Origin of the sequence: Salipaludibacillus neizhouensis (assembly GCF_002886185.1) — a bacterium.
Classification (GTDB): Bacteria; Bacillota; Bacilli; order Bacillales; family Salisediminibacteriaceae; genus Salipaludibacillus; species Salipaludibacillus neizhouensis.
Genome location: NZ_KZ614146.1, coordinates 2151659 through 2173436, shown reverse-complemented (window position 1 = coordinate 2173436; position 21778 = coordinate 2151659). Strand labels below are relative to the sequence as shown.

General features: G+C 37.1%; 25 protein-coding genes. All 25 read left to right on the top strand.

Annotation, left to right across the window (positions count from 1 at the left end):
- Window positions 1-42: 42 nt before the first annotated feature.
- A complete protein-coding gene (locus tag CEF18_RS10155; RefSeq protein WP_223292370.1) occupies window positions 43-1422 on the top strand; it encodes a flagellar hook-length control protein FliK in 1380 nt (459 codons plus the stop codon).
- A 13-nt stretch (window positions 1423-1435) separates the two neighbouring features.
- A complete protein-coding gene (gene flgD, locus CEF18_RS10150; RefSeq protein ID WP_110936363.1) occupies window positions 1436-1894 on the top strand; it encodes a flagellar hook assembly protein FlgD in 459 nt (152 codons plus the stop codon).
- Window positions 1895-1919: 25 nt separating this feature from the next.
- Window positions 1920-2312: a TIGR02530 family flagellar biosynthesis protein gene (locus CEF18_RS10145; RefSeq protein WP_110936362.1), complete on the top strand. Its 393-nt coding sequence runs from the start codon at window positions 1920-1922 to the stop codon at window positions 2310-2312.
- A gap of 89 nt (window positions 2313-2401) precedes the next feature.
- Window positions 2402-3202, top strand: a complete 801-nt coding sequence (gene flgG / locus CEF18_RS10140) for a flagellar basal body rod protein FlgG (protein ID WP_110936361.1) — start codon at window positions 2402-2404, stop codon at window positions 3200-3202.
- A gap of 103 nt (window positions 3203-3305) precedes the next feature.
- On the top strand, window positions 3306-3530 hold the full coding sequence (locus CEF18_RS10135) for a flagellar FlbD family protein (protein ID WP_110936360.1): 225 nt from the start codon (window positions 3306-3308) through the stop codon (window positions 3528-3530).
- A 3-nt stretch (window positions 3531-3533) separates the two neighbouring features.
- The gene (gene fliL, locus CEF18_RS10130; protein WP_110936359.1) at window positions 3534-3965 is read left to right on the top strand and encodes a flagellar basal body-associated protein FliL; all 432 of its coding nucleotides are present in this window, start codon (window positions 3534-3536) and stop codon (window positions 3963-3965) included.
- A gap of 40 nt (window positions 3966-4005) precedes the next feature.
- The gene (gene fliM / locus CEF18_RS10125; RefSeq protein WP_110936358.1) at window positions 4006-5001 is read left to right on the top strand and encodes a flagellar motor switch protein FliM; all 996 of its coding nucleotides are present in this window, start codon (window positions 4006-4008) and stop codon (window positions 4999-5001) included.
- Window positions 4994-6235, top strand: a complete 1242-nt coding sequence (gene fliY / locus CEF18_RS10120; RefSeq protein ID WP_110936357.1) for a flagellar motor switch phosphatase FliY — start codon at window positions 4994-4996, stop codon at window positions 6233-6235. Before fliM ends, fliY begins: the two co-directional genes overlap by 8 nt.
- Before the next feature lie 33 nt (window positions 6236-6268).
- Window positions 6269-6631 (top strand): response regulator, encoded by a 363-nt coding sequence (locus CEF18_RS10115; RefSeq protein ID WP_110936356.1) that lies wholly within the window; start codon window positions 6269-6271, stop codon window positions 6629-6631.
- Between the two features lie 21 nt (window positions 6632-6652).
- Window positions 6653-7384 (top strand): flagellar biosynthetic protein FliO, encoded by a 732-nt coding sequence (locus CEF18_RS10110; RefSeq protein ID WP_110936355.1) that lies wholly within the window; start codon window positions 6653-6655, stop codon window positions 7382-7384.
- The gene (fliP, locus tag CEF18_RS10105) at window positions 7381-8061 is read left to right on the top strand and encodes a flagellar type III secretion system pore protein FliP (RefSeq protein ID WP_110936354.1); all 681 of its coding nucleotides are present in this window, start codon (window positions 7381-7383) and stop codon (window positions 8059-8061) included. The genes CEF18_RS10110 and fliP overlap by 4 nt, the downstream gene beginning before the upstream one ends.
- A gap of 14 nt (window positions 8062-8075) precedes the next feature.
- Window positions 8076-8345: a flagellar biosynthesis protein FliQ gene (gene fliQ / locus CEF18_RS10100; RefSeq protein WP_110936353.1), complete on the top strand. Its 270-nt coding sequence runs from the start codon at window positions 8076-8078 to the stop codon at window positions 8343-8345.
- 4 nt (window positions 8346-8349) lie between these two features.
- Window positions 8350-9126, top strand: a complete 777-nt coding sequence (fliR, locus tag CEF18_RS10095) for a flagellar biosynthetic protein FliR (RefSeq protein WP_110936352.1) — start codon at window positions 8350-8352, stop codon at window positions 9124-9126.
- 3 nt (window positions 9127-9129) lie between these two features.
- Window positions 9130-10209 carry a flagellar biosynthesis protein FlhB gene (gene flhB, locus CEF18_RS10090; protein ID WP_110936351.1) on the top strand — a complete coding sequence of 360 codons (1080 nt, stop codon included), beginning with the start codon at window positions 9130-9132 and terminating at the stop codon, window positions 10207-10209.
- A gap of 166 nt (window positions 10210-10375) precedes the next feature.
- Window positions 10376-12421, top strand: a complete 2046-nt coding sequence (flhA, locus tag CEF18_RS10085) for a flagellar biosynthesis protein FlhA (RefSeq protein ID WP_110936350.1) — start codon at window positions 10376-10378, stop codon at window positions 12419-12421.
- Entirely contained in the window at window positions 12418-13530 is a 1113-nt protein-coding gene (gene flhF, locus CEF18_RS10080; protein WP_110936349.1) for a flagellar biosynthesis protein FlhF, read from the top strand. The genes flhA and flhF overlap by 4 nt, the downstream gene beginning before the upstream one ends.
- Window positions 13531-13537: 7 nt before the next feature.
- Window positions 13538-14419: a MinD/ParA family protein gene (locus tag CEF18_RS10075; protein WP_110936348.1), complete on the top strand. Its 882-nt coding sequence runs from the start codon at window positions 13538-13540 to the stop codon at window positions 14417-14419.
- Between the two features lie 22 nt (window positions 14420-14441).
- Window positions 14442-15515 (top strand): protein-glutamate methylesterase/protein-glutamine glutaminase, encoded by a 1074-nt coding sequence (locus CEF18_RS10070; RefSeq protein ID WP_183040910.1) that lies wholly within the window; start codon window positions 14442-14444, stop codon window positions 15513-15515.
- A 14-nt stretch (window positions 15516-15529) separates the two neighbouring features.
- Window positions 15530-17536: a chemotaxis protein CheA gene (locus CEF18_RS10065; RefSeq protein ID WP_110936347.1), complete on the top strand. Its 2007-nt coding sequence runs from the start codon at window positions 15530-15532 to the stop codon at window positions 17534-17536.
- A gap of 68 nt (window positions 17537-17604) precedes the next feature.
- On the top strand, window positions 17605-18084 hold the full coding sequence (locus CEF18_RS10060) for a chemotaxis protein CheW (RefSeq protein WP_110936346.1): 480 nt from the start codon (window positions 17605-17607) through the stop codon (window positions 18082-18084).
- Window positions 18084-18725 carry a chemotaxis protein CheC gene (locus tag CEF18_RS10055; RefSeq protein WP_110936345.1) on the top strand — a complete coding sequence of 214 codons (642 nt, stop codon included), beginning with the start codon at window positions 18084-18086 and terminating at the stop codon, window positions 18723-18725. Before CEF18_RS10060 ends, CEF18_RS10055 begins: the two co-directional genes overlap by 1 nt.
- Complete coding sequence (locus tag CEF18_RS10050) at window positions 18718-19218, top strand: chemotaxis protein CheD (RefSeq protein WP_110936344.1); 501 nt, start codon at window positions 18718-18720, stop codon at window positions 19216-19218. Before CEF18_RS10055 ends, CEF18_RS10050 begins: the two co-directional genes overlap by 8 nt.
- Entirely contained in the window at window positions 19218-19469 is a 252-nt protein-coding gene (locus tag CEF18_RS10045) for a hypothetical protein (RefSeq protein WP_110936343.1), read from the top strand. Before CEF18_RS10050 ends, CEF18_RS10045 begins: the two co-directional genes overlap by 1 nt.
- 71 nt (window positions 19470-19540) lie before the next feature.
- Window positions 19541-20311 (top strand): FliA/WhiG family RNA polymerase sigma factor, encoded by a 771-nt coding sequence (locus CEF18_RS10040; protein ID WP_110936342.1) that lies wholly within the window; start codon window positions 19541-19543, stop codon window positions 20309-20311.
- A gap of 63 nt (window positions 20312-20374) precedes the next feature.
- Window positions 20375-21754, top strand: a complete 1380-nt coding sequence (locus CEF18_RS10035) for a DUF342 domain-containing protein (protein ID WP_110936341.1) — start codon at window positions 20375-20377, stop codon at window positions 21752-21754.
- Window positions 21755-21778: the final 24 nt, after the last annotated feature.

Sequence of the window (21778 nt, the reverse complement as noted above, 5' to 3'; positions counted from 1 at the left end):
TTGGCATTAACGTCAATGAGAGGGGGTGAAAAATTGAACGCAATGATGATGTCATCAATGGTAAACGTAAGTAAAACGGGTAATGGGGAAGGTTTCTCATTAGCTAAAAAAGAATCGGCGGGAAAGTCTGAGTCATTCATACATGCACTAGAGGGTCTTATGAAAGAGGGAAAAGAGACAAATAAAGATAGTCTCAGCGCATTTTCATTGGAATCTTCAGAAGAGAAAGACTTTATTGCTCAACTTATGGAAATAGACACAGAAGAGTTGCTAAAGGTAATATATAAGCTTTTAGAAGAGATTCCAACAGACGAAGGTTTTATACCTGAGGATATTCTAATGGGCGAGGAAGTAGCTGCATTTCTTGATGTACTTCCGGAATCCTGGAAAAAAGATTTAGAAGAGTTGATGGACAGCTATGTGTCAATTGAAGGGCTTATGGAAGAGTTTGAGACAACAGGAGATCCAGTAATCCTTCTTGCTATCATTACTAGTTTCACTGTAAAAGAACAACAAGGATTAGAGTTAAAGAGCGGAAATGAATTTCAAGCTTTACAACAGCTAGTCGCTGCATACTTTCCACAGGCAATCCAAGGGAATGAAAAAACATCAAATCTTCATCAAGTCTTCAATCAATTAAAAGAGTTTTTTGCTGAAGCTCAAAATGCACAGGTGAAAACAGCACCATTACAAGCACAAGCACCAACATCAACTCTAGCAATACGCATTGCTGAATTAGCTCAGCTCAATCAACTGGCTAGTACATCAAAAACAGATTTATCAAGGGGACAAGCTAAGCTTGACTTTCAACCGTCTACTTTAACAACTCGTATTGCAGAGTTAGCTCACCAAAATCAGCTAGCAAGTAGTTCTGCAAAACCTGTAGTCCGTGATAATCAGAGTCCAGTTTTGTTCGATACGTCTAACAGCCATATGGCTAGATTACAGCAATTTATGGTTCATACCGGAGAGTCTCAGACTGAGCGACCTCAACAAGAGCAGTTTATTCGCCAGTTTCAAAGTATGTTAGCTAAAAGCTCATTTCAACAACTAAGTAATGGGGTCCAACAATTAAACCTGAAGTTAAACCCTGCTTCGCTAGGAAGGTTGGATATAACTATTCAGCAAGTGAATGGAGTTTTAGTTGCTAAAATGATGACTACAACAGCGGTTGCTCGAGACTTAATTGAAGGTCAGATACAACATTTAAAAAATGCTTTTCAATCGCAAAATATTCAGGTTGATAAAATAGAAGTAACTCAGCAACAAAGTCAGCAAACGCTGAAAGATTTGTCTCAAGGTAATCCTAAAGAGGAACAAACAGCTGAGCAACAATCTGATCGAAAAAAAGAGGAGACCGAGGAAGAAGATATCCTTGATTTCGCTGAATTCCTGGAAGCAACGATTAATACGGAAGTTTAAGGAGGCAGAATGGATGCCGGTAAATGTGCAAGCTACAGAAAGTAATTATCATGCTGATTATTTGGAGAAACAAAAAGCTCAAAATAATACTGGTTCAACCTTGGGTAAGGATGAGTTTTTAAAATTACTTTTAACCCAATTGCAAAATCAAGATCCGATGAATCCTATGAAAGACCAGGAATTTATTGCACAAATGGCTCAGTTTTCTGCGCTAGAACAAACGACAAACATGAATTCCAATTTAGAGAAGTTCTTGGATATGCAAACAACGCAAAATTTTGTTTCTCATAGTGATTTAATTGGTAAACAAGTTGAATGGGACAAAACAGCAGAAGACGATGATACGGAAACGGTTTCCAAGTCCGGAATTGTAACATCCGTGATTTTCAAAGATGGACAAGCGCAGCTTGTTATTGATGGTGAAACGAAAATAAATACCACAGATGTTGTTTCTGTAACGAATCCGAAGTAAACAATCAAGCTAAGAGGTGATTAACATGAGTGTAAAAATCATGCCTCATCATCTACATCATACTTTACCAAAACCATCAGTGAAGCAAACTTCTGAATCTAAAGCAACTGAAAAAAACAGCTTTCAAAATATGCTTACAAAAACATTGGAGAGTCAAGAAGAATTAAAAATCAGTAAACATGCTGAGAAAAGAATGATGGATAGAGGCATTGAAATATCTAATGAAACATGGAATGAGATACAGACAAAAGTAAGAGAAGCACGCGACAAAGGCGTGAATGATTCTCTTGTTTTAACGAATGATGCAGCATTTGTTATTAGTGCCACAAACGACACCGTCATAACTGCGATGGACCGAGAGGAAGCGGCGTCTCAATTGTTTACGAATATAAATGGTGCGATTATTATCAATAATTAAGTAATCTGGCTGGACCTTAACAGGAAGCCTTATGCTGTGGATTGACGGAAACAGCTATTAAAAGAACCATCAAAAAGGGGATTAATATTATGATTAGATCTTTATACTCAGGTATTGGCGGAATGAATAACTTTCAAACAAAATTAGATACAATTGGTAACAATATTTCAAACGTGAATACATTTGGCTTTAAAAAGGGACGGGCAACTTTTAATGACTTGATAAGTCAGCAGATGAAAGGTGCAAGTGAACCTGGGGATGTACGAGGAGGAACTAACCCGCAACAAGTTGGTTTGGGTGGAGGGCTGTCAACGATTGATACGATTTCGACACAAGGCTCTTTACAAACAACCGGTAGAGATTTAGATTTAGCTATTTCCGGCGATGGCTATTTTGTTATGCAGGATGGTGACGGAGCAGAAAGCTATACGAGAGCAGGTAACTTTTATCTCGATGCAGAGGGAACACTAGTCAATTCAGACGGGTATTTTGTAGTGAGTGATAATGGACAAATAGAAATAGATCCAAATGCAGGTTATGAAAGTTATACAATCTCTGGTTCAGGAGTTGTTAGCGGCATTTTCTCAGACGGCCAACCTCCAGCTGAATTGGGACAAATTCAAATTGCTACTTTTGCTAACCCAGGAGGGCTCTCAAAAGCTGGTGGAAATTTATTTACCGCGACAGCCAACTCAGGAGACCCAATCATTGGTAATCCAGGTGAACAAGGGCGTGGTGATCTAGTCAACTCAACACTTGAAATGTCTAACGTAGACCTTGCTGCTGAATTTGCTGAAATGATCGTGGCACAACGTGGATTCCAGGCAAACACAAAAATGATTACAACATCGGATGAGATTTTACAAGAACTTATAAATTTAAAACGATAATGTTTGATTGGCTTAGTGTCATTTTAGGCGCTAAGTCAACCTTATTTTTGAATTAAAGGAGGAAGAGAAGAGCCCGCTTTATAAAGTGTAGCTCGTTAAACTAATGATAATTTTAACCAAATTGAATGACCAATCTTTTACATTAAATGCCCTTTACATAGAGCAGGTTCAAGCATTTCCGGATACAACAGTCACTTTAACCAATGGCAAAAAGATTGTTGTGAAAGAAACAGAACAAGAGTTATATCAAAAAATTACCGAATTCTATAAACAGATTGGATTAACCTCTCTTGTTTCGAAACACTATGACTCTAATGAGGAGGTATAAACCATGTTTAAGAACAAGCTAGTCAATATTATGATGATCATTTTAATAGCATTAACCCTAATAGGAGTTTTAGCTCTTGTGTTATACACACAATTTTTCCAGGAAGCGGAAGCTGAAGGGGAACCTACCGTAGATCAGGTTGTAGAAAGATCCGTTGAAACGGAAGAAATTACAACAAATTTATTGTCTAATCATATTATTAGATCACAATTTGTTATTCAATTAGAAAACGATGATGCGAAAGTAGAGTTTGAAAAACGAAGCTTTCAAGTAGAAAATATTATTATTCAAGAACTATCTGACATGCGTGATGTTGATTTTCAAGGTTCTGAGGGAATTAAGGAATTAGAAAGTCGTATTAGAGATCGCGTCAATGAAATTATGCAGGATGGTAAGGTAGTTGAAGTTTATATGAATCAACGCGTTATTCAATAATACTGCGTTTAAATGTCTGAAAAAGTGAGGTGAAAAAAAGATGGCAGATGTTCTATCACAGGGTGAAATTGATGCACTATTATCAGCCATATCCACTGGTGAGATGGATGCAGATGAACTGAAAAAAGAAGACACCGAGAGAAAAATAAGGTCGTATGACTTTAAAAGAGCGTTAAGGTTTTCTAAAGACCAAGTTCGAAGTTTAACAAGAATTCATGAGAACTTTGCTCGATTATTAACAACACATTTATCCGCACAATTAAGAACTTTTGTTCAAATTTCTGTGGCATCAGTCGATCAGCTACCCTATGACGAATTCATTCGTTCAGTTCCGCGGATGACCATCTTGAACGTGTTTGAACCTTACCCATTAGAAGGACGATTCGTGATGGAAGTGAATCCAAACATTGCCTTTGCGATGATGGATCGTATGCTTGGTGGAAAAGGCGAAGCCTATAATAAGGTAGAAGATTTAACTGAAATTGAAACAAAGATTATGACACAATTATTTCAAAGAACTCTGGAAACCTTTCGAGAGGCCTGGCTTTCTGTGAAAGAATTAGATCCAATAATGGATGACATGGAAGTGAACCCTCAGTTTTTGCAATTAGTATCACCGAATGAGACCGTGGTTGTAATTTCTTTATCTACAACGATAGGGGAGTCTTCCGGGATGATTAATATATGTCTTCCGCACGTCGTGATTGAGTCACTTCTTCCGTTGCTGTCTGTTCACTTATGGATGCAAACAAAGAAAAAAGAACTCCAACCGATTGAAATAGAATCGTTAAGAAGAAATATTAAACAAGCTCCACTTGATGTAGTCGTTGAGCTTGGACATTCAGAGATTACTATAGCTGAATTTTTAAATCTAGGCGCGAACGATATCATTGAACTGGATCAGTCAATTGAAGAATCTCTTTTGCTTCGTGTTGGGGGCGAACCTAAATTCAAAGTTCAACCAGGTAAATTGAAAAACCATGTGGCCGTTCAAGTCACGGACATTTTAGAAGAGGAGGGGAACATTGATGAATGATGATATGCTCTCTCAAGATGAAATTAATGCCCTTTTGAGTGGCATGGATAATGATGATAACAGTGACAATGAAGAAGAGAACACTGAAGAAAATGTAAGTGATAATAATCTTAAAGTTGAAAACTACTTGTCAAGTATAGAGCAAGATGCACTAGGTGAGATAGGTAATATTTCCTTTGGAAGTTCTGCAACTGCCTTGTCAACGTTATTGAATCAAAAAGTTGATATAACGACACCGAAAGTTTCCGTTATTAGTAAAAAAGAGATTGAGAAAGAGTTTCCTAAACCACACGTGGCAATTTCGGTAGAATATACGGTGGGATTCGAAGGTGTAAATTTACTTGTAATCAAGCAATCTGATGCTTCGATCATCGCAGATTTAATGATGGGCAATGATGGATTAAACGCTCCTGATGATTTAGGCGATATGGAAATAAGTGCAGTTCAAGAAGCTATGAATCAGATGATGGGGTCAGCTTCTACCTCGATGTCTACGATATTCAACAAAAAAGTTGATATTTCTCCGCCAGGCATCGATTTATTGGACTTTTCTAACAATCAAAGCAATGTAGAATTGCCTGATGATGACGTGTTGGTTAATATTTCATTTAATTTAAAAGTAGGGGATTTAATTGACTCTAAGATCATGCAGCTTGTTACGATTTCTTTTGCGAAAGATATGGTTGATCAACTAATGAATCCTACTCAAGATGATACACCTTCTAATGATGTCATTCAGCATGCTCAGGAAGAATTGCCACCACAACCACAGAGTCAACAGGAAGATAACACGGTTCCTGCTTCACAACCTAGTTCACGGGAATCTTCGGATACTAACTTGGGTGGACAGCAGTATGCAAATCGAACAGAGCCTCAACACGTTACTTCAGGTTATTCTGCTCCTGGCCGATCTGTAAATGTTCAACCTGCTGCTTTCTCAAACTTTGATACACCTTCATTAAATGAGAATGAAGCCAAGAACTTAGATATGTTATTGGACATCCCTCTTTCCGTGACGGTGGAATTGGGCAGAACAAAAAGATCGATTAAAGATATTTTGGAATTGTCTCCGGGTTCAGTTGTTGAGCTTGATAAACTTGCCGGAGAGCCAGTTGATATTTTAGTGAATCAAAGATTGATTGCAAAAGGTGAAGTAGTCGTAATTGACGAAAACTTCGGTGTTAGAGTCACAGATATTGTTAGCCAAAAAGATCGGTTAAATAAATTAAAGTAAACATGTTTTGAAAAACTAAGGAGGACGAAAGTTATGGCAACGAAAGTACTAATAGTAGATGATGCAGCATTTATGAGAATGATGATTAAGGATATTTTATCAAAAAATAATTTTGAAATTATTGGTGAAGCAGGAGACGGTGCGCAAGCAGTAGAGATGTATAAAGAACACTCTCCCGATCTTGTGACGATGGATATTACGATGCCAGAGATGGACGGGATTACTTCTTTGAAAGAAATCAAAAAGTTTGACCCGAATGCAAAGGTAATTATGTGTTCGGCAATGGGGCAGCAGGCAATGGTAATAGACGCAATCCAAGCTGGTGCAAAGGACTTTATTGTAAAACCATTTCAGGCTGACAGAGTTCTGGAAGCAATAAATAAAACGTTAGGCTAAGGCTCTTAAGGAGTGACCACAGTGAGAAATTTATGTAACCTATATGTTTTTTCTTTTGTTATTATTCTCTGTTTTTCTTCAACTTTTGTGGTAAATGCAGAAACTAATAATTTTGGAGAAGGCGATCGAAGAATTAATGAAATATTACAGACACCAAGTAATAGTGAGGAAGAAAATACGGACTCCGGGATTAACGAAGAAAATGATACGGAGTCTGATAATGTACAAATGCCCGCTCTTGAAGGTAATGAAGATACAGGAATGGGTGAACAGAATTTATTTTTTCTTACTCTACAGTTATTTCTTGCTTTAGGGGTGGTTATTCTTGGTATTTATGTAGTTTTGAGATTTATTAATAAGCGATCACAGAATGTCCATGGAAATTCACTCGTTCGAAACATTGGTGGTGTTGGAGTCGGTACTAATCGGTCTGTTCAGGTAGTTCATATCGGGAGTCGTGTTCTTATTGTAGGTGTAGGTGAAACAGTACAGTTATTAAAAGAAATTGATGATCCTGATGAACTGGAAGTTATTTTAAAATCTAATCAATCACAAGAATTATTTGAACAACCTTTAACAAAATTCACAGGGTGGTTGAAAAAGAAAAAATTAAATGGATTTTCAAACTCAAGTGCAGCTGGTTCTTCAAATTCGGATGCAACAGCATTTCAGAATTTATTAAAGCAAGAATTAACCGATGTAAAAAAAACACATAAAAAGGTTCATTCTGCATTAGAGGAGAAAGACCGATGATCGATTTATTATTCCAAATACCGGCTTTAGACGTTTTCAGTGATGATTCCAACGATTTAACAGCAACGATCCAATTGTTACTATTACTTACAGTTTTATCGCTTGCACCGGCAATATTAATTTTGATGACGTGTTTCACTCGTATTGTTATCGTATTATCCTTTGTAAGATCTGGGCTTGCAACGCAACAAATGCCCCCTAACCAAGTTTTAATAGGTTTAGCACTTTTCTTAACATTTTTTATTATGGCCCCTGTACTGGCGGAAGTAAATGAAAATGCTTTGCAACCACTTTCTAATGCGGAGATTTCACAGGAAGAGGCTTTCGCAGCAGCAACAGAACCATTCAAAGAATTCATGGCAGAACACACTAGAGAAAAAGATTTAGCATTATTTATGGGATATGCAGGACAAGAAAGACCGGAAACGCTAGATGATATTCCTTTGACGTCATTAGTTCCTGCGTTTGCAATTAGTGAACTGAAAACAGCTTTCCAAATTGGTTTTATGATATTTGTTCCCTTTTTAGTGATCGATATGATAGTAGCAAGTGTTCTGATGTCAATGGGGATGATGATGTTACCTCCAGTAATGATAGCATTACCATTTAAAATATTACTATTTGTCATGGTTGATGGATGGCACTTAATAGTTCGATCATTATTATTTAGCTTTTAAAAGGGGGAATTCGTATGAGTACAGAAATGGTTATTCATTGGGCAGAGCAAGGGGTATTTACAACACTGCTTATATCGGGTCCACTCTTAATTACTGCATTGGCAATAGGTTTGGCAGTTAGTATCTTCCAGGCAACGACACAAATTCAAGAGCAAACATTAGCTTTCATACCGAAAATCGCCGGGGTTCTCATCGCACTCATCGTTTTCGGCCCATGGATGTTAACGCAGATGCTTACGTTTGCCGAAGAAATATTTAGTAATCTTCATCAATTCATAGGATGATCATATGGTAAATATATTTGAATGGCTTCCTGCTTATTTGCTCATTCTAGTTCGAGTATCAGCTTTTTTCATCACACTGCCTTTTTTCTCTTACCAAAATATACCTAGTCAAGTGAAGATTGGAATTTCTATCTTTCTTTCATGGATTATGTTTTTCACGGGTGATTGGCCATTATTAGAAATCAACTATGAGTTTTTTCTGCTGATTCTTAAGGAAGCATTAGTAGGTTTGACAGTAGGTCTGATTGCAACTATTTTGCTATACGCAATTCAGGTTGCAGGTGGACTTATAGACTTGAAACTAGGGTTCATGATTGCGAATGTTATAGACCCTCAAACTGGTGCTCAGTCACCTTTGATCGGGAGTTATTTATATACGTTTTCGTTATTATTTCTCTTAGCGACTAATGCTCACCATCTTTTACTAGATGGAGTATTTTACAGTTACCAATTTATTCCCATGGATCAAGTGTTTATACCTTTCGGTGATGAGGCTGTTGTGGATCATGTAGTGGCAACTTTCAGCACAATGTTTATCATTGCTTTCCAAATGTCCATGCCCATTGTTGGCTCGATCTTTTTGGTTGATGTAGCTTTAGGTATGGTTGCTAGAACGGTACCTCAAGTAAATGTGTTTGTTATTGGGTTACCACTAAAAATATTTTTAGGTTTTATAGTGATGATGTTAACTATGGCACCATTTTTCATGGTTGTTTCACATCTGGTGGATACGATGATTATTGCGATGAGAACGTTGATGCAGTTATATGGAGGAGTTTAGAGGATGTATATTTCCCTCGACTTGCAATACTTTGCCCAAGAGAAAACTGAAAAAGCCTCTCCGAAGAAACGTAAAGAGGAAAGAAATAAAGGACAAGTAGCTAAAAGTGCCGATGTGAATACAGCAATTATTCTATTAGTCGTCTTCTTATTTTTTGGAGTCATCGGAACTTTTGTTGTAGACCAGTTGTTTGCTATGGCAAGATTTACATTTACTGATTATTTACTACTGGAATTATCAGAAGAAAATGTTGTCGCTATGTTCATGGAATTTACTTATCAATCGACCATTGTGCTTGCACCTATCATGTTAGTTACCATTTGTGCAGCTATTTTCAGTAATTATATTCAAGTTGGATTTTTATTTGCACCTGAAGCAATACAAGTGAAGTTAAGTAAACTTGATCCAATCAAAGGGTTTAAACGAATCTTTTCTGTTCGTGCGCTCGTAGAGTTTCTAAAATCAATGCTGAAAATATTTTTAGTGAGTCTTGTTACTGGCGGTGTCCTTTGGATTTTTATGGAGGACTTATTAAGCTTAGGTCTTTATTCAATAGAAGACGGTATGATTTTAATTATAGAACTTGTTGTGTTAATGGGAATATCCGTTTCTGTCTTACTCATTTTTCTATCTATCCTAGATTACATGTATCAAAAATACGATCACGAAAAGAACATTCGTATGTCAAAACAGGATATGAAAGATGAATATAAGAAAACGGAAGGTGACCCTTTAATTAAAGGGAAGATTAAAGAAAAACAGCGTCAGATGGCGATGAGCAGAATGATGCAGGAAGTTCCGAAAGCAGACGTTGTAATTACAAATCCTACTCACTATGCAGTTGCATTAAAGTATGAGGATGGAAAAATGGAAGCTCCTGTTGTTATTGCGAAAGGTGTTGACTACATTGCTTTAAAAGTCATCAATGTCGCAAAAAACAACGAGGTAATTACCGTAGAAAATCGGCCTTTGGCTAGAGCCTTATATGCCCAAGCAGAAATTGGGGACCAAGTACCAGAGGATCTATTTAAGGCTGTAGCGGAAGTGTTAGCATATGTTTATCGTATCGAAAAGAAAGTATAAAAATGATTACTTCATCTTGAAAACTGCATGAAGTGTCCACTAAAGCAATGACTAAGTGTTACATTGCTGCACTAAATCTAGAACACTACTGACTTTTGGTCAGCTCAAGACTTTGTAGTCGACTCTAGTTTGTATCAAAGTCTGAATGAAGAGGAGAGACGTGCAAATGCCTTTAAAAGATTTTAGCGTATTATTAACAGTCATCTTAATAGTCATTATGTTAATTATTCCACTACCGACTGGAATAATAGATTTCTTGATTATTGTAAATATTACATTTGCACTCTTGATTATTTTAGTATCTATGAATACGAAAGAACCATTACAATTCTCGATTTTTCCAACTTTATTATTATTAGTAACTTTGTTTCGTTTAGGATTAAACGTTTCTACTACTCGAGCAATTTTAGGTAACCAAGGTGATGCAGGGAATGTTATTGCTACATTTGGAGATTTTGTTGTTGGGGGAAATGCTTTAGTAGGTTTTGTTGTATTCGTTATTTTGGTCGTCATTCAATTTATTGTTATTACAAAAGGTGCGGAAAGAGTTTCTGAGGTTGGCGCAAGATTTACGCTGGATGCCATGCCTGGTAAACAGATGAGTATCGATGCTGATTTGAATGCAGGGATGATTTCTGATACAGAAGCAAGAGATCGGCGAAAAAAGATTGAACAAGAAGCTGATTTCTATGGTTCTATGGATGGAGCAAGTAAGTTTGTTAAAGGGGATGCTATCGCGGGTATCGTCATTGTAATTATAAATATTATATTTGGTTTAGTTATTGGTATGTTACAAGAAGGACTACCTGTAGCAGAGGCTGCTAGTAAATATACACTTCTTACCGTAGGTGATGGTTTAGTCAGTCAAATTCCTGCTCTCTTAATTGCTACTGCTACAGGGATTGTAGTGACAAGAGGTGCATCCGAAGGTAATTTGGGTCACGACATTACCTCCCAGCTCTTTGCATATCCAAAAATGCTTTATGTAGCAGGCGGAACCGTTCTTGCACTAGGAATTTTCACACCTATTTCCTTAATAGTTACTTCTACGATAGCGGCAATTTTAGGTGTTGGTGGTCTTGCAATAGAAAGAAATGCAAAGAAACTGGTGCAGATAGAGGATCAGGAAGAAGAACAGGCTGCTAATGCTGAAGAAGATATTAAATCACCTGAGAGCGTTATAAATCTTCTTCAGGTAGACCCGATTGAATTTGAATTTGGATATGGGCTTATCCCGTTAGCTGATGCAAACCAAGGAGGAGATCTTCTTGACAGAGTAGTGATGATCCGTCGACAATTAGCGATAGAAATGGGAATGGTTGTACCAGTGATTCGAATTCGCGATAATATTCAGCTTCAACCGAATGAATACTCGATTAAAATTAAGGGCAATGAAGTAGCAAGAGGAGAATTACTTCTTGATCATTTTATGGCTATGAGTCCCGGAGTAGATGATGAAAATATTACAGGTATAGAGACAGTTGAACCAGCATTTGGATTGCCAGCTTTATGGATTTCCGAGGAGTTAAAAGAGCAAGCCGAGTTATCTGGTTACACGGTAGTAGATCCACCTTCTGTGGTTTCGACTCATTTAACAGAAGTGATTAAAAAGCATGCTCATGAGCTCATTGGAAGACAAGAAACAAAACAGCTTATTGACCATTTGAATGAAACATATCCAACACTTGTAGAAGATGTAACACCAAACCCATTGTCTACTGGTGATATTCAAAAAGTTTTGAGTAATCTTTTAAGAGAAAAAGTGTCTATCCGAAATTTACCAATTATATTTGAAACGCTTGCGGATTATGGACAGATGACAAAGGATACGGATTTAATAACGGAGTATGTCCGTCAATCCCTTTCACGACAAATATCTAAACATTACACAGCAGAAGGTGAAGCATTATACGTTATTACCGTGAGTGGAAGTGTTGAGAAAGCGTTAGCCGATGCGATTCAAAAAACAGAGCATGGAACTTTTCTTAATTTAGACCCTTCCAAAGCACAGGCGATTATGGAATCCGTCATGTCCGAAGTAGAACGTATGCAGGAAACTGGACAAATGCCAGTTATTCTTTGTTCGCCCGCGGTTCGAATGTATGTGAGACACTTAATTGAACGGTATATTCCTCAAGTTCCAGTATTATCTTATAACGAACTTGAGTCACACATTGAAGTACAGAGTGTAGGGGTGGTGAATGGTGGATGAAAGTAAAGAAATATCAAGCCAAAGACATGGCTCAAGCAATGACTAAAATAAAAAATGAATTAGGTCACAATGCTGTGATTCTGAATTCAAAACAAGTGGAAACCGGTGGATTTCTTGGTTTTTTCACTAAAAAAAGTATTGAAGTTATTGCGGCCTTAGATCAAGAACTGCCGCCAGTTCGATCAAAAAAGAAAGTATCTCCTGCAAAATTGAATCAAACGGAACAAAAAGAGACTCCTAATCAGTTATCATCTGAAATTGATGAGTTAAAAAGGATGATTACGAATATGCAAGGCGATGGCCCCTCAGCAAGTGAAGATTATCCTGAGGCTTTGAAAGTGATTAATAGTCAGCTAATTGACCAAGAGATTCACTCTAACTACCGTTCGCTTATTATGAAAAATCTTTTAAGACGATGGTATAAAGAGGAAGGCGAAAATAAGAAACAAAATGATATAAAAGAATGGTTGGAAAGTGAACTTCGGGCGCTCACTTCTGAAGCTTCCTTTGGTGAATTCAAATACGATAAAAAGTATTTGAACGTTGTCGGTCCTACCGGCGTTGGTAAAACGACGACATTAGCAAAAATCGCTGCTAGAGCAGTTCTCCAGGAAAAAAAGAAAGTAGCTTTTGTTACAACTGATACGTTTAGGATTGCTGCTATAGAACAATTGAAAACTTACGCTAAAATATTAAATGTCCCAGTTGAAGTCGCTTATTCGATGGAAGATTTCAAAGAAGCTCTTACACGACTACAAGACTATGATTTTATTTTAATTGACTCCGCAGGGAGAAATTACAGAAATGCAGTTTACGTAGAACAGCTTAATGAAATTATGGATTTTAATGATGAAACGGAGACTCACCTCGTTTTAGCAGTAACATCAAAATACCGAGATATGAAAAAGATTCTTGAACAGTTTAAGTTAATTAAGGTAGACAAGCTTATTTTCACAAAACTGGATGAAACAGAGACGTTGGGAGCAATGGTGAATATCATTGCAGATTCTAAAATTGGTAGTAGTTATCTCACTACTGGACAAAACGTACCTGATGACATTGAAGAAGCAACTCAAGGAAACATCCTCGAAAGGCTAATAAGGAGATGAGGATCCTGTGAGAGATCAAGCTGATTCACTTCGAAATCAATTATTAGTAGCAGACGAAGGGAATGAAAAATCAAATACATCTATTCAAGTAATCTCTGTCGTCAGTGGCAAGGGTGGAGTTGGCAAATCAAATTTTGTCGTTAATTTTGCTCTAGGTCTGCAAAAGAGAAATAAGAATGTATTAATTATTGATTTGGATATCGGTATGGCCAATATTGATATTCTGTTAGGTCAATCTTCAAAATATTCTATTGTCGACATGCTAGAGCAAGAAATGTCTATTTGGTCGATCGTTGAAAAAGGACCTCTTGGTTTATCTTATGTTGCTGGTGGAAGTGGTTTAACTCGATTATTCGAAATGAATAAGGAGAAAGCTGATTTTTTCTATAGACAAATTGAATCTTTAGAGTCGAGCTTTGATTACATATTACTAGATATGGGAGCAGGTGTAACAACAAGTAGTTTACATTTTCTACTCTCATCACATGAGATTTTACTGGTAACTACCCCTGAGCCGACCTCAATAACCGATGCCTATGCAATGATAAAATTTATTCACCTTGAAGACGAGGAAATCCCTATTTCTATGGTGGTAAATCGAGCTTTTTCAAAAAAGGAAGCGGATCGTACTGCAGAAAATGTCATCAATGTTACAAACCGGTTTTTAAATAAATCGATTACATATTTAACGTATATTCCAAATGATGACACAGTTTTGAAAGCCGTTCGTTCGCAACAGCCGTTTTTATTGCTCGCACCAAATTCAAAATGTTCCAAAGCTATAGAAAACACAATTGACGTTTTTATAGGAAGAGATAAGAAAGACTCCGGCAAACTAATAACTATGGGAACTTTTTTATCCAAGTTAAAGAGTTTTATTTCAAACTAGTACTTTAGAGAGGGGTGGGAACGTGATACGGGTACTCGTAGTTGATGATTCAGCATTTATGAGAAAAATGATTGCAGATATGCTAAGTAAGCATGCAGAAATTGAAGTTATTGATAAAGCTAGGAATGGGAAAGATGCTGTCGATAAAGTAATGAAGTTACATCCTGACGTAGTAACTATGGATGTAGAGATGCCGGTTATGTCTGGTTTAGAAGCGTTGAAAGAAATTATGCAAACTCGGCCTACTCCCGTGGTTATGGTATCGAGTATAACGAAAAAAGGTACAGAAACAACGATTAAAGCGATGGAGTATGGCGCATTTGATTTTATCTCTAAACCATCAGGTTCTATCTCATTAGATATTAATTTAGTGGAAAAGGATCTTATTGAGAAAGTTATTCACGCTTCCAAGGTTTCTATTCATAAAATAAATCATTCTCCCATCAAAAATAGTCGAGAAGGTAAAATTGAGCATGTAATTCCAATCAGCGACAGCAAACCTAAATATAGAGAATCAGGAACGGGGATGCAGACTATTGTTGCTATAGGGACTTCTACAGGGGGTCCTAAGGCATTACATCAAGTGATAACTAAACTGCCTTCCGATTTTCCTTACCCTATTCTAATTGTTCAGCATATGCCAAAAGGATTCACGAAATCACTCAGTGAAAGATTGGATTCCTTGTCCGCCATTACTGTAAAAGAAGCAAAAGATGGAGAAATTTTAAAAAAAGGTATTGCCTATATTGCTCCGGGAGGATACCATTTAAAAGTAAGGACTATTGGGACTTCAGTCGCGATTCATTTAGATCAATCAGAATTAGTAAATGGACATAGACCTTCGGTAGATACAATGTTTTTATCGCTTTCATCAGTCAAAGTGAAAAAAGTTATTGCAGTGATCATGACCGGGATGGGAACGGATGGTAAAAAGGGATTAGTTGAATTAAAGGAAAAATTACCTACACTTGCCATTGCGGAATCTGAGAAAACATCTATCGTTTTCGGAATGCCAAAATCAGCGATTGAAACATCATTAGTCGATAAAGAGTTAGATTTAGACAAAATAGCAAAATATTTAGTTGAACAATCCTAATAGGAGGGATCTTTTTGGACAAAAATCAATATTTAGATATGTTTCTTGATGAAAGTACTGAGCACCTGCAAGCTATGAATGACAATTTACTTAAACTGGAAAGTAATCCGACTGACAATTCAATCATCGATGAAATTTTTCGTTCAGCTCATACACTGAAGGGAATGTCCGCTACGATGGGGTATGAAGATTTAGCTAAGTTAACTCATCATATGGAAAATGTATTGGATGCAATCCGGAATAACAAGTTAAAGGCTAGCAGTGAATTAATGGATGTCGTTTTTGAGTCGGTGGATGACCTCGAAGCAATGGTAACAGATGTTGCTAACGGTGGTGAAGGTAAACGAGACGTTTCGGCCGCTGTTAGTAAGCTAGAGAGGCTAGAAAAAGGAGAAGTACTGAGTGAGGTTGCTGCGACTAAAGAGATGGAAAAAACTTCTTCAAATCAGAAACATGACTTTGACGATTTTGAATTAACGGTGTTATCGCAATCAAAGGAACAAGGATTTCAAGGGTACTCTTTGGAGATCTCTCTTAGAGCGGATGTTATTCTAAAAGCAGCAAGAGTATTTATGGTCTTCGAAGTATTAGAACAAATTGGGGAAGTGATCAAATCAGTGCCTACTGTTGATCAACTAGAAGAGGAAAATTTTGACTTAAGTTTTTCAGTGACAATTGTTACTAAGGATCCGGAAGAAGATGTAAAAGCAAAAGTTATGAAAGTTTCAGAAATTGAAGATGTCAAGATCACTTTAATAGAGACTCCTGATTCAAAAGAGGAAAAAGAAAACACTAGTAATGATCAGCAACAAGCGAATGAAACTGTTTCGAATGAGGAGGAGGGGCAACAAGAAAAGAAAACATCTCCTGCCTCAAGTAAAACAATTCGCGTAAATATCGATCGATTAGACAGCCTTATGAATCTATTCGAAGAACTAGTCATTGATCGTGGAAGGCTCGAGCAAATTTCAAAGGATTTAAGCAGCAGTGAATTAACAGAAACTGTGGAACATATGTCACGTATTTCGGGAGACCTGCAAAGTATCATTCTTAATATGCGAATGGTGCCTGTTGAGCAAGTATTTAATCGTTTCCCTAGAATGGTCAGAGGCCTTGCCAAAGATCTTGATAAGAAAATGAATTTAAATATTATTGGAGCGGAGACAGAGTTGGATCGAACAGTAATCGACGAAATAGGAGACCCACTCGTACATTTGTTACGTAATTCTATTGACCATGGTGTTGAAGTTCCTGCTGTAAGAAAACAAGCAGGAAAATCAGAAGAAGGTCAAATTACGTTAAAGGCTTATCACAGTGGAAATCATGTATTTATAGAAGTATCTGACGATGGTGCAGGTATTAACCGTGACAAAGTGCTTGCTAAAGCAATTAGTCGTGGCGTTGTCTCCCAAGAAAATGCAGCTAACTTAACGGATACACAAGTCTATGAATTACTTTTCTCAAGCGGATTAAGCACTGCAGATGAAATTTCAGATATTTCAGGTAGAGGCGTAGGTCTTGATGTTGTTAAGAATAAAATTGAATCATTAGGTGGACATGTAACTGTTAACTCTGTGCTTGATCAAGGGACTGTATTTTCAATCCAATTACCGTTAACATTATCTATCATCTCTGTCATGCTTGTTGAAGTTCAAGATGAGAAATATGCGGTTCCACTATCATCGATTATTGAAACGGCTATTATTAAAAAAGAAGATATAATGGCCGCTCACAACCAGAAGGTCATTGATTTTAGAGGCAGCGTGGTTCCACTAATTAACCTAACAAACTTCTTCGATGTACCTAAGACAAGGGAAGACGATGAATTTTATTCAATAGTTATTATTCGAAAAGGCGAAAAAATGGCTGCATTAGTAGTAAATGCCTTTATTGGACAGCAAGAAATAGTATTAAAGTCTTTAGGCGACTATTTGAACAATGCATTTGCTATATCTGGCGCCACAATTCTTGGAAATGGACAAGTTGCGTTAATCATTGATTGCAATGCTTTAATAAAATAAATGTTTCTATGTGAATGGTTATGAACTTAACATATTTTCAATTAATAATATAAGGGAGGACGAGGACAATGAGTGAAGGATCTGGTTTACAAGATATGAAAGTAATTGTTTTTCAGTTGAAAGATGAAGAATACGGAGTTGAGGTGGACCAAGTCAGGTCAATAGAGCGAGTAGAGCATATAACTCGTGTACCAAGTACTCCTGATTTTGTCGAGGGAGTAATTAATCTTCGTGGGGTAGTAACGCCTATTATTGATCTTCGTAAAAGATTTGAGATCGAGGCAATAGATCATACGGATACAACAAGGGTGATTATTGTTACGGTAGGGAATATGGATGTTGGTTTAGTGGTAGATGCAGCTAACGATGTGATTGATATTTCTCGGGAGTCAGTAGAACCTCCTCCAGAGGTAGTAGGTTCTTTGGAGGCAGAATATATTCAAGGTGTGGCAAAACTTGAAAAAAGACTATTGATCTTACTAAATTTGGACAAGGTGTTAAACCGAACAGAAAGAGAGCAAATGAAAGATATCGAGAGGTCCGTATAATGAAGGATTTAAGCGATATTAGACTCGAACACTTAGATATTCTTAAAGAAATTGGAAATATAGGTGCTGGAAATGCTGCTACCGCTTTATCTCAAATGTTAAATAAAACCATTGATATGAAGGTGCCTGCAGTTAAGGTAGTTCCTTTTAATGAAATAAGTAATTTAGTAGGAGGAGAAGAAGTGGTCGTGGCAGCTATTTTCCTCCGTATAAAAGGGGATGCACCAGGTAATATGTTTTTTATGTTACCGGTTGACGAAGCAAGCCGATTGGTTCAGCAATTAGTTGGGGACTCAACGATTGATTTTAGTGAGGAGCCGATTAATGAAATGGGTGCATCAGCATTAAATGAAGTAGGCAATATATTGGCGGGGTCATATTTGTCAGCATTATCGGACTTTACGAAATTAAATATGCAGCCAACCCCGCCAGATTTAGCGATAGATATGACAATGGCAATCCTGTCTTTTGGACTTGTTGAACTGTCACAGGCTGGTGATTTTGCGATAGTAATAGATACAGAAATCAATGAGTTAGGAGAAGATGAAACGATTCAATCAAAAGGTCATTTCTTTTTGTTGCCGGACCCTGAATCACTGATTAGAATTTTTCATTCGTTAGGAGTACCTCTTGATGAGTAGTGTCGTGGGTAATGTCGTGAAAGTCGGAATGGCGGATTTAAAGCTAGCAAAGCCACCACAAACCATTCGAACGTCTGGGTTAGGATCTTGTGTTGGTATCATTATGTATGATGATCGTTTAAGAATATCAGGAATGGCTCATATTATGCTTCCCGATTCGACGTTTGCGCGTTCGGGACAGTTGAATAGAGCAAAATATGCAGACACTGCTATTACAGATTTACTTGAAAATTTATTAGAACAAGGTGCATCTAAATACCGCATGAAAGCAAAAATAGCTGGTGGTGCGCAGATGTTCAAGTTTTCTTCTAGTAATGAAGCTACTAGAATCGGACCGAGAAATGTAGAGGCAGTAAAAAGAATTTTAGCGGATGCTAACGTTCCTATCATGTTTGAAGATGTTGGAGGAAATAGTGGCAGAACCATTGAATTCGATCCTGAATCATCTGTGTTAGAAATTCGAACCGTAAATAAAGGTGTGATTCAAGCATAATGAGCAGACAAAGAATTTTGTTTATTCTAGTTTCCAGTCTTCTTGGTTTCTTGGTAGTTTTTGCTTCTTCTCTCACAAGTAATTCTGTCATTACCTCGCTTTTTCGCGGTGGTGTTGCGTTTGCGATATTTCTGTTTATCGGATTAATTTTTCATATTATCTGGGGTTTTATTACCGTGGATCTGGTAGAGAAAGAGCAGTTTCCTAAGAGTACTAAAGGTACAGAAAAGGAACAAGAAACTAAAGGATAAGAAGTTAATGAGAAAAGATAAAGGTTAGAAAATGTATGTGACATATTTTATGAGCAAATAGGAGGTTTCCTATGTCTAAGGTAAAAGAATCAGTGACGTTAACAAAAGTATGGGATCGATGGGTAAAAGACAGGGATCCACTAGCTGGGGATCGGTTGATAGAAGTTTATTTGCCATTAGTGGATTATCATGTCCAGCGGATAAGTGTAAACCTTCCCCGGAGCATACAACTAGATGATTTAAGAAGTCATGGATTAGTTGGTCTTTACGACGCTCTAGAAAAGTTTGATCATACAAGAGAACTAAAATTCGACACATATGCTTCCTTTCGTATTAGGGGCTCTATTATAGATGGATTAAGAAAAGAGGATTGGCTTCCAAGGTCTATCCGTGATAAGTCAAAAAAGGTGGAACAAACAATTGAGCAATTAGAACAACAGCATGGTCGATATGTAACTTCTGAGGAAGTGGCATCTGAACTTGGATGGAGTGCAAATGATGTAACTAATACTATGAATGAAAGCTTTTTCTCCCATCTTCTATCCATTGATGAACCTACCTCTGATACTGAGAGGGATGATACCTATTCTTCTTCGATAGTGGACCAGCAAACTCCCACCCCTGAAGAAAGTCTGGGGACAAAAGCTAGAAATCAAGAATTAGCAAAATATATAAAAACATTAAATGAGAACGAACAACTTGTTATTTCTTTGTTTTATTTCGAAGAATTCACTTTAACCGAAATAGGAGAAGTACTAAATCTATCCACTTCCCGTATATCACAGATCCATTCGAAAACGTTATTTAAACTTCAGCAAAAATTGAAAAAAGATAACTTATAGTTTGTTATCCAACCTAATTACTTTTGAATATTCCAATTTTCATATATTGGGGGAGAACCTATAATGGATAGCCTAAATGAGGTACTATTGATAGAAGTTGACAATGATGCACTCGAGGTTACTCTTAAGCAAAATCTTTCTTTGCCAGAAGAGTTGAAATTAGAAGATCTAACATTGTTCCTCGAGGAACATGGAATTGTATATGGAATTAGTAAAGAAACTTTAGAAAAAATAGTCTCGAAAGAAATTAGTTTACCCGTTACTGTTGCTCAAGGAGAAAAGCCAAAACACGGGATAGATGCTTGTTTATGGACCGTCTTAGAAGGTTTTAAAGGAGATTCAACAGAAGTAACACCAGGGGATGAGGATAAAAATTTAAAGCAAGTGATAAACATTCCTTCTGTTACAGCAGGTACAATTGTAGGAAAGAAAATTAACCCCACTCCTGAAGAAAAAGGTGTTTCTGTTTACGGAGAGGAAATAAAAGCAAGACCTGGAAAGGATCTAAAGTTACGAACTGGAAAAAATACGCGGATAAGTGACGACGGCATGGAAATTATTTCGATGATAGATGGTCAAGTATCCGTTGAACCGAAAGTCGTACATGTTTATCCGATCTTTGAAGTGAATGGGAATTTGGATTTAAACTTTGGGAATATTGACTTTGTTGGAAACGTAAACATTCGCGGGAACGTGCCTTCCGGCTTTGAAATTAAAGCAAAAGGAGACATTCGTGTGCATGGTTCTGTTGAATCGGCCGAATTAGTTTCGGGTGGTTCTATTTACATACATCAAGGAGTGGTTGCACAAGGGAAAGGTCTCATAGATGCACAAGGAGAAATCAAGACCTCTTTTTTAAATCAGGCCAACATTCGAGCTAAAGGTGATATCCACGTATCAAAGTCTATACTACATAGCAAGGTCGAAACGCAAGGACGGTTGTTTTGTAATCAAGGAAAAGGAAACATAGTTGGTGGAAGCATTTCAGCAGGTGTGGAAATAGTGGTTAATGAACTTGGCAACCATATGAGTACCCCTACAGAGTTATACATCGGCTTAAGTGAATCGATTGTTACCGCGGAGAAAAAATATAAAATTCAACTCAAGGAAGCTCGAGACGATGTTCAAAAGTTAGGTGTCTTATTAAAAAGGATCGTTACGAAAGAAGCAGAAGGTTCTCTAAATGCTCAAGAAAAAATAATGAAACTCAGGATTAGAAATTCACTTTTTGAGTCTAATAAACTTATGCAGGAAGCCAGTGAGCAATTAGGGGAGTTGGAAGAATTATTTGCTAGTCAGGATGATGTGAAAGTGAAAATTCAACGGACTATCTATCCAAATACAGTTCTAAACTTTGGTAAATATAAACGGAAAATTATATCAAAGCACGACCATGTATTATTTCGTATTGAGAAAAGTGAAATTAAGTTTGAGACCTTATAACAACAAAAAGTGTTACAATCAATA

What these genes read in the sequence shown, in the direction of transcription:
- CEF18_RS10155 (WP_223292370.1), top strand. Translation starts at nt 43, where the DNA reads ATGATGATGTCATCAATGGTAAACGTAAGTAAAACGGGTAATGGGGAA.
- flgD (WP_110936363.1), top strand. Translation starts at nt 1,436, where the DNA reads ATGCCGGTAAATGTGCAAGCTACAGAAAGTAATTATCATGCTGATTAT.
- CEF18_RS10145 (WP_110936362.1), top strand. Translation starts at nt 1,920, where the DNA reads ATGAGTGTAAAAATCATGCCTCATCATCTACATCATACTTTACCAAAA.
- flgG (WP_110936361.1), top strand. Translation starts at nt 2,402, where the DNA reads ATGATTAGATCTTTATACTCAGGTATTGGCGGAATGAATAACTTTCAA.
- CEF18_RS10135 (WP_110936360.1), top strand. Translation starts at nt 3,306, where the DNA reads ATGATAATTTTAACCAAATTGAATGACCAATCTTTTACATTAAATGCC.
- fliL (WP_110936359.1), top strand. Translation starts at nt 3,534, where the DNA reads ATGTTTAAGAACAAGCTAGTCAATATTATGATGATCATTTTAATAGCA.
- fliM (WP_110936358.1), top strand. Translation starts at nt 4,006, where the DNA reads ATGGCAGATGTTCTATCACAGGGTGAAATTGATGCACTATTATCAGCC.
- fliY (WP_110936357.1), top strand. Translation starts at nt 4,994, where the DNA reads ATGAATGATGATATGCTCTCTCAAGATGAAATTAATGCCCTTTTGAGT.
- CEF18_RS10115 (WP_110936356.1), top strand. Translation starts at nt 6,269, where the DNA reads ATGGCAACGAAAGTACTAATAGTAGATGATGCAGCATTTATGAGAATG.
- fliP (WP_110936354.1), top strand. Translation starts at nt 7,381, where the DNA reads ATGATCGATTTATTATTCCAAATACCGGCTTTAGACGTTTTCAGTGAT.
- fliQ (WP_110936353.1), top strand. Translation starts at nt 8,076, where the DNA reads ATGAGTACAGAAATGGTTATTCATTGGGCAGAGCAAGGGGTATTTACA.
- fliR (WP_110936352.1), top strand. Translation starts at nt 8,350, where the DNA reads ATGGTAAATATATTTGAATGGCTTCCTGCTTATTTGCTCATTCTAGTT.
- flhB (WP_110936351.1), top strand. Translation starts at nt 9,130, where the DNA reads ATGTATATTTCCCTCGACTTGCAATACTTTGCCCAAGAGAAAACTGAA.
- flhA (WP_110936350.1), top strand. Translation starts at nt 10,376, where the DNA reads ATGCCTTTAAAAGATTTTAGCGTATTATTAACAGTCATCTTAATAGTC.
- flhF (WP_110936349.1), top strand. Translation starts at nt 12,418, where the DNA reads ATGAAAGTAAAGAAATATCAAGCCAAAGACATGGCTCAAGCAATGACT.
- CEF18_RS10060 (WP_110936346.1), top strand. Translation starts at nt 17,605, where the DNA reads ATGAGTGAAGGATCTGGTTTACAAGATATGAAAGTAATTGTTTTTCAG.
- CEF18_RS10055 (WP_110936345.1), top strand. Translation starts at nt 18,084, where the DNA reads ATGAAGGATTTAAGCGATATTAGACTCGAACACTTAGATATTCTTAAA.
- CEF18_RS10050 (WP_110936344.1), top strand. Translation starts at nt 18,718, where the DNA reads ATGAGTAGTGTCGTGGGTAATGTCGTGAAAGTCGGAATGGCGGATTTA.
- CEF18_RS10045 (WP_110936343.1), top strand. Translation starts at nt 19,218, where the DNA reads ATGAGCAGACAAAGAATTTTGTTTATTCTAGTTTCCAGTCTTCTTGGT.
- CEF18_RS10040 (WP_110936342.1), top strand. Translation starts at nt 19,541, where the DNA reads ATGTCTAAGGTAAAAGAATCAGTGACGTTAACAAAAGTATGGGATCGA.
- CEF18_RS10035 (WP_110936341.1), top strand. Translation starts at nt 20,375, where the DNA reads ATGGATAGCCTAAATGAGGTACTATTGATAGAAGTTGACAATGATGCA.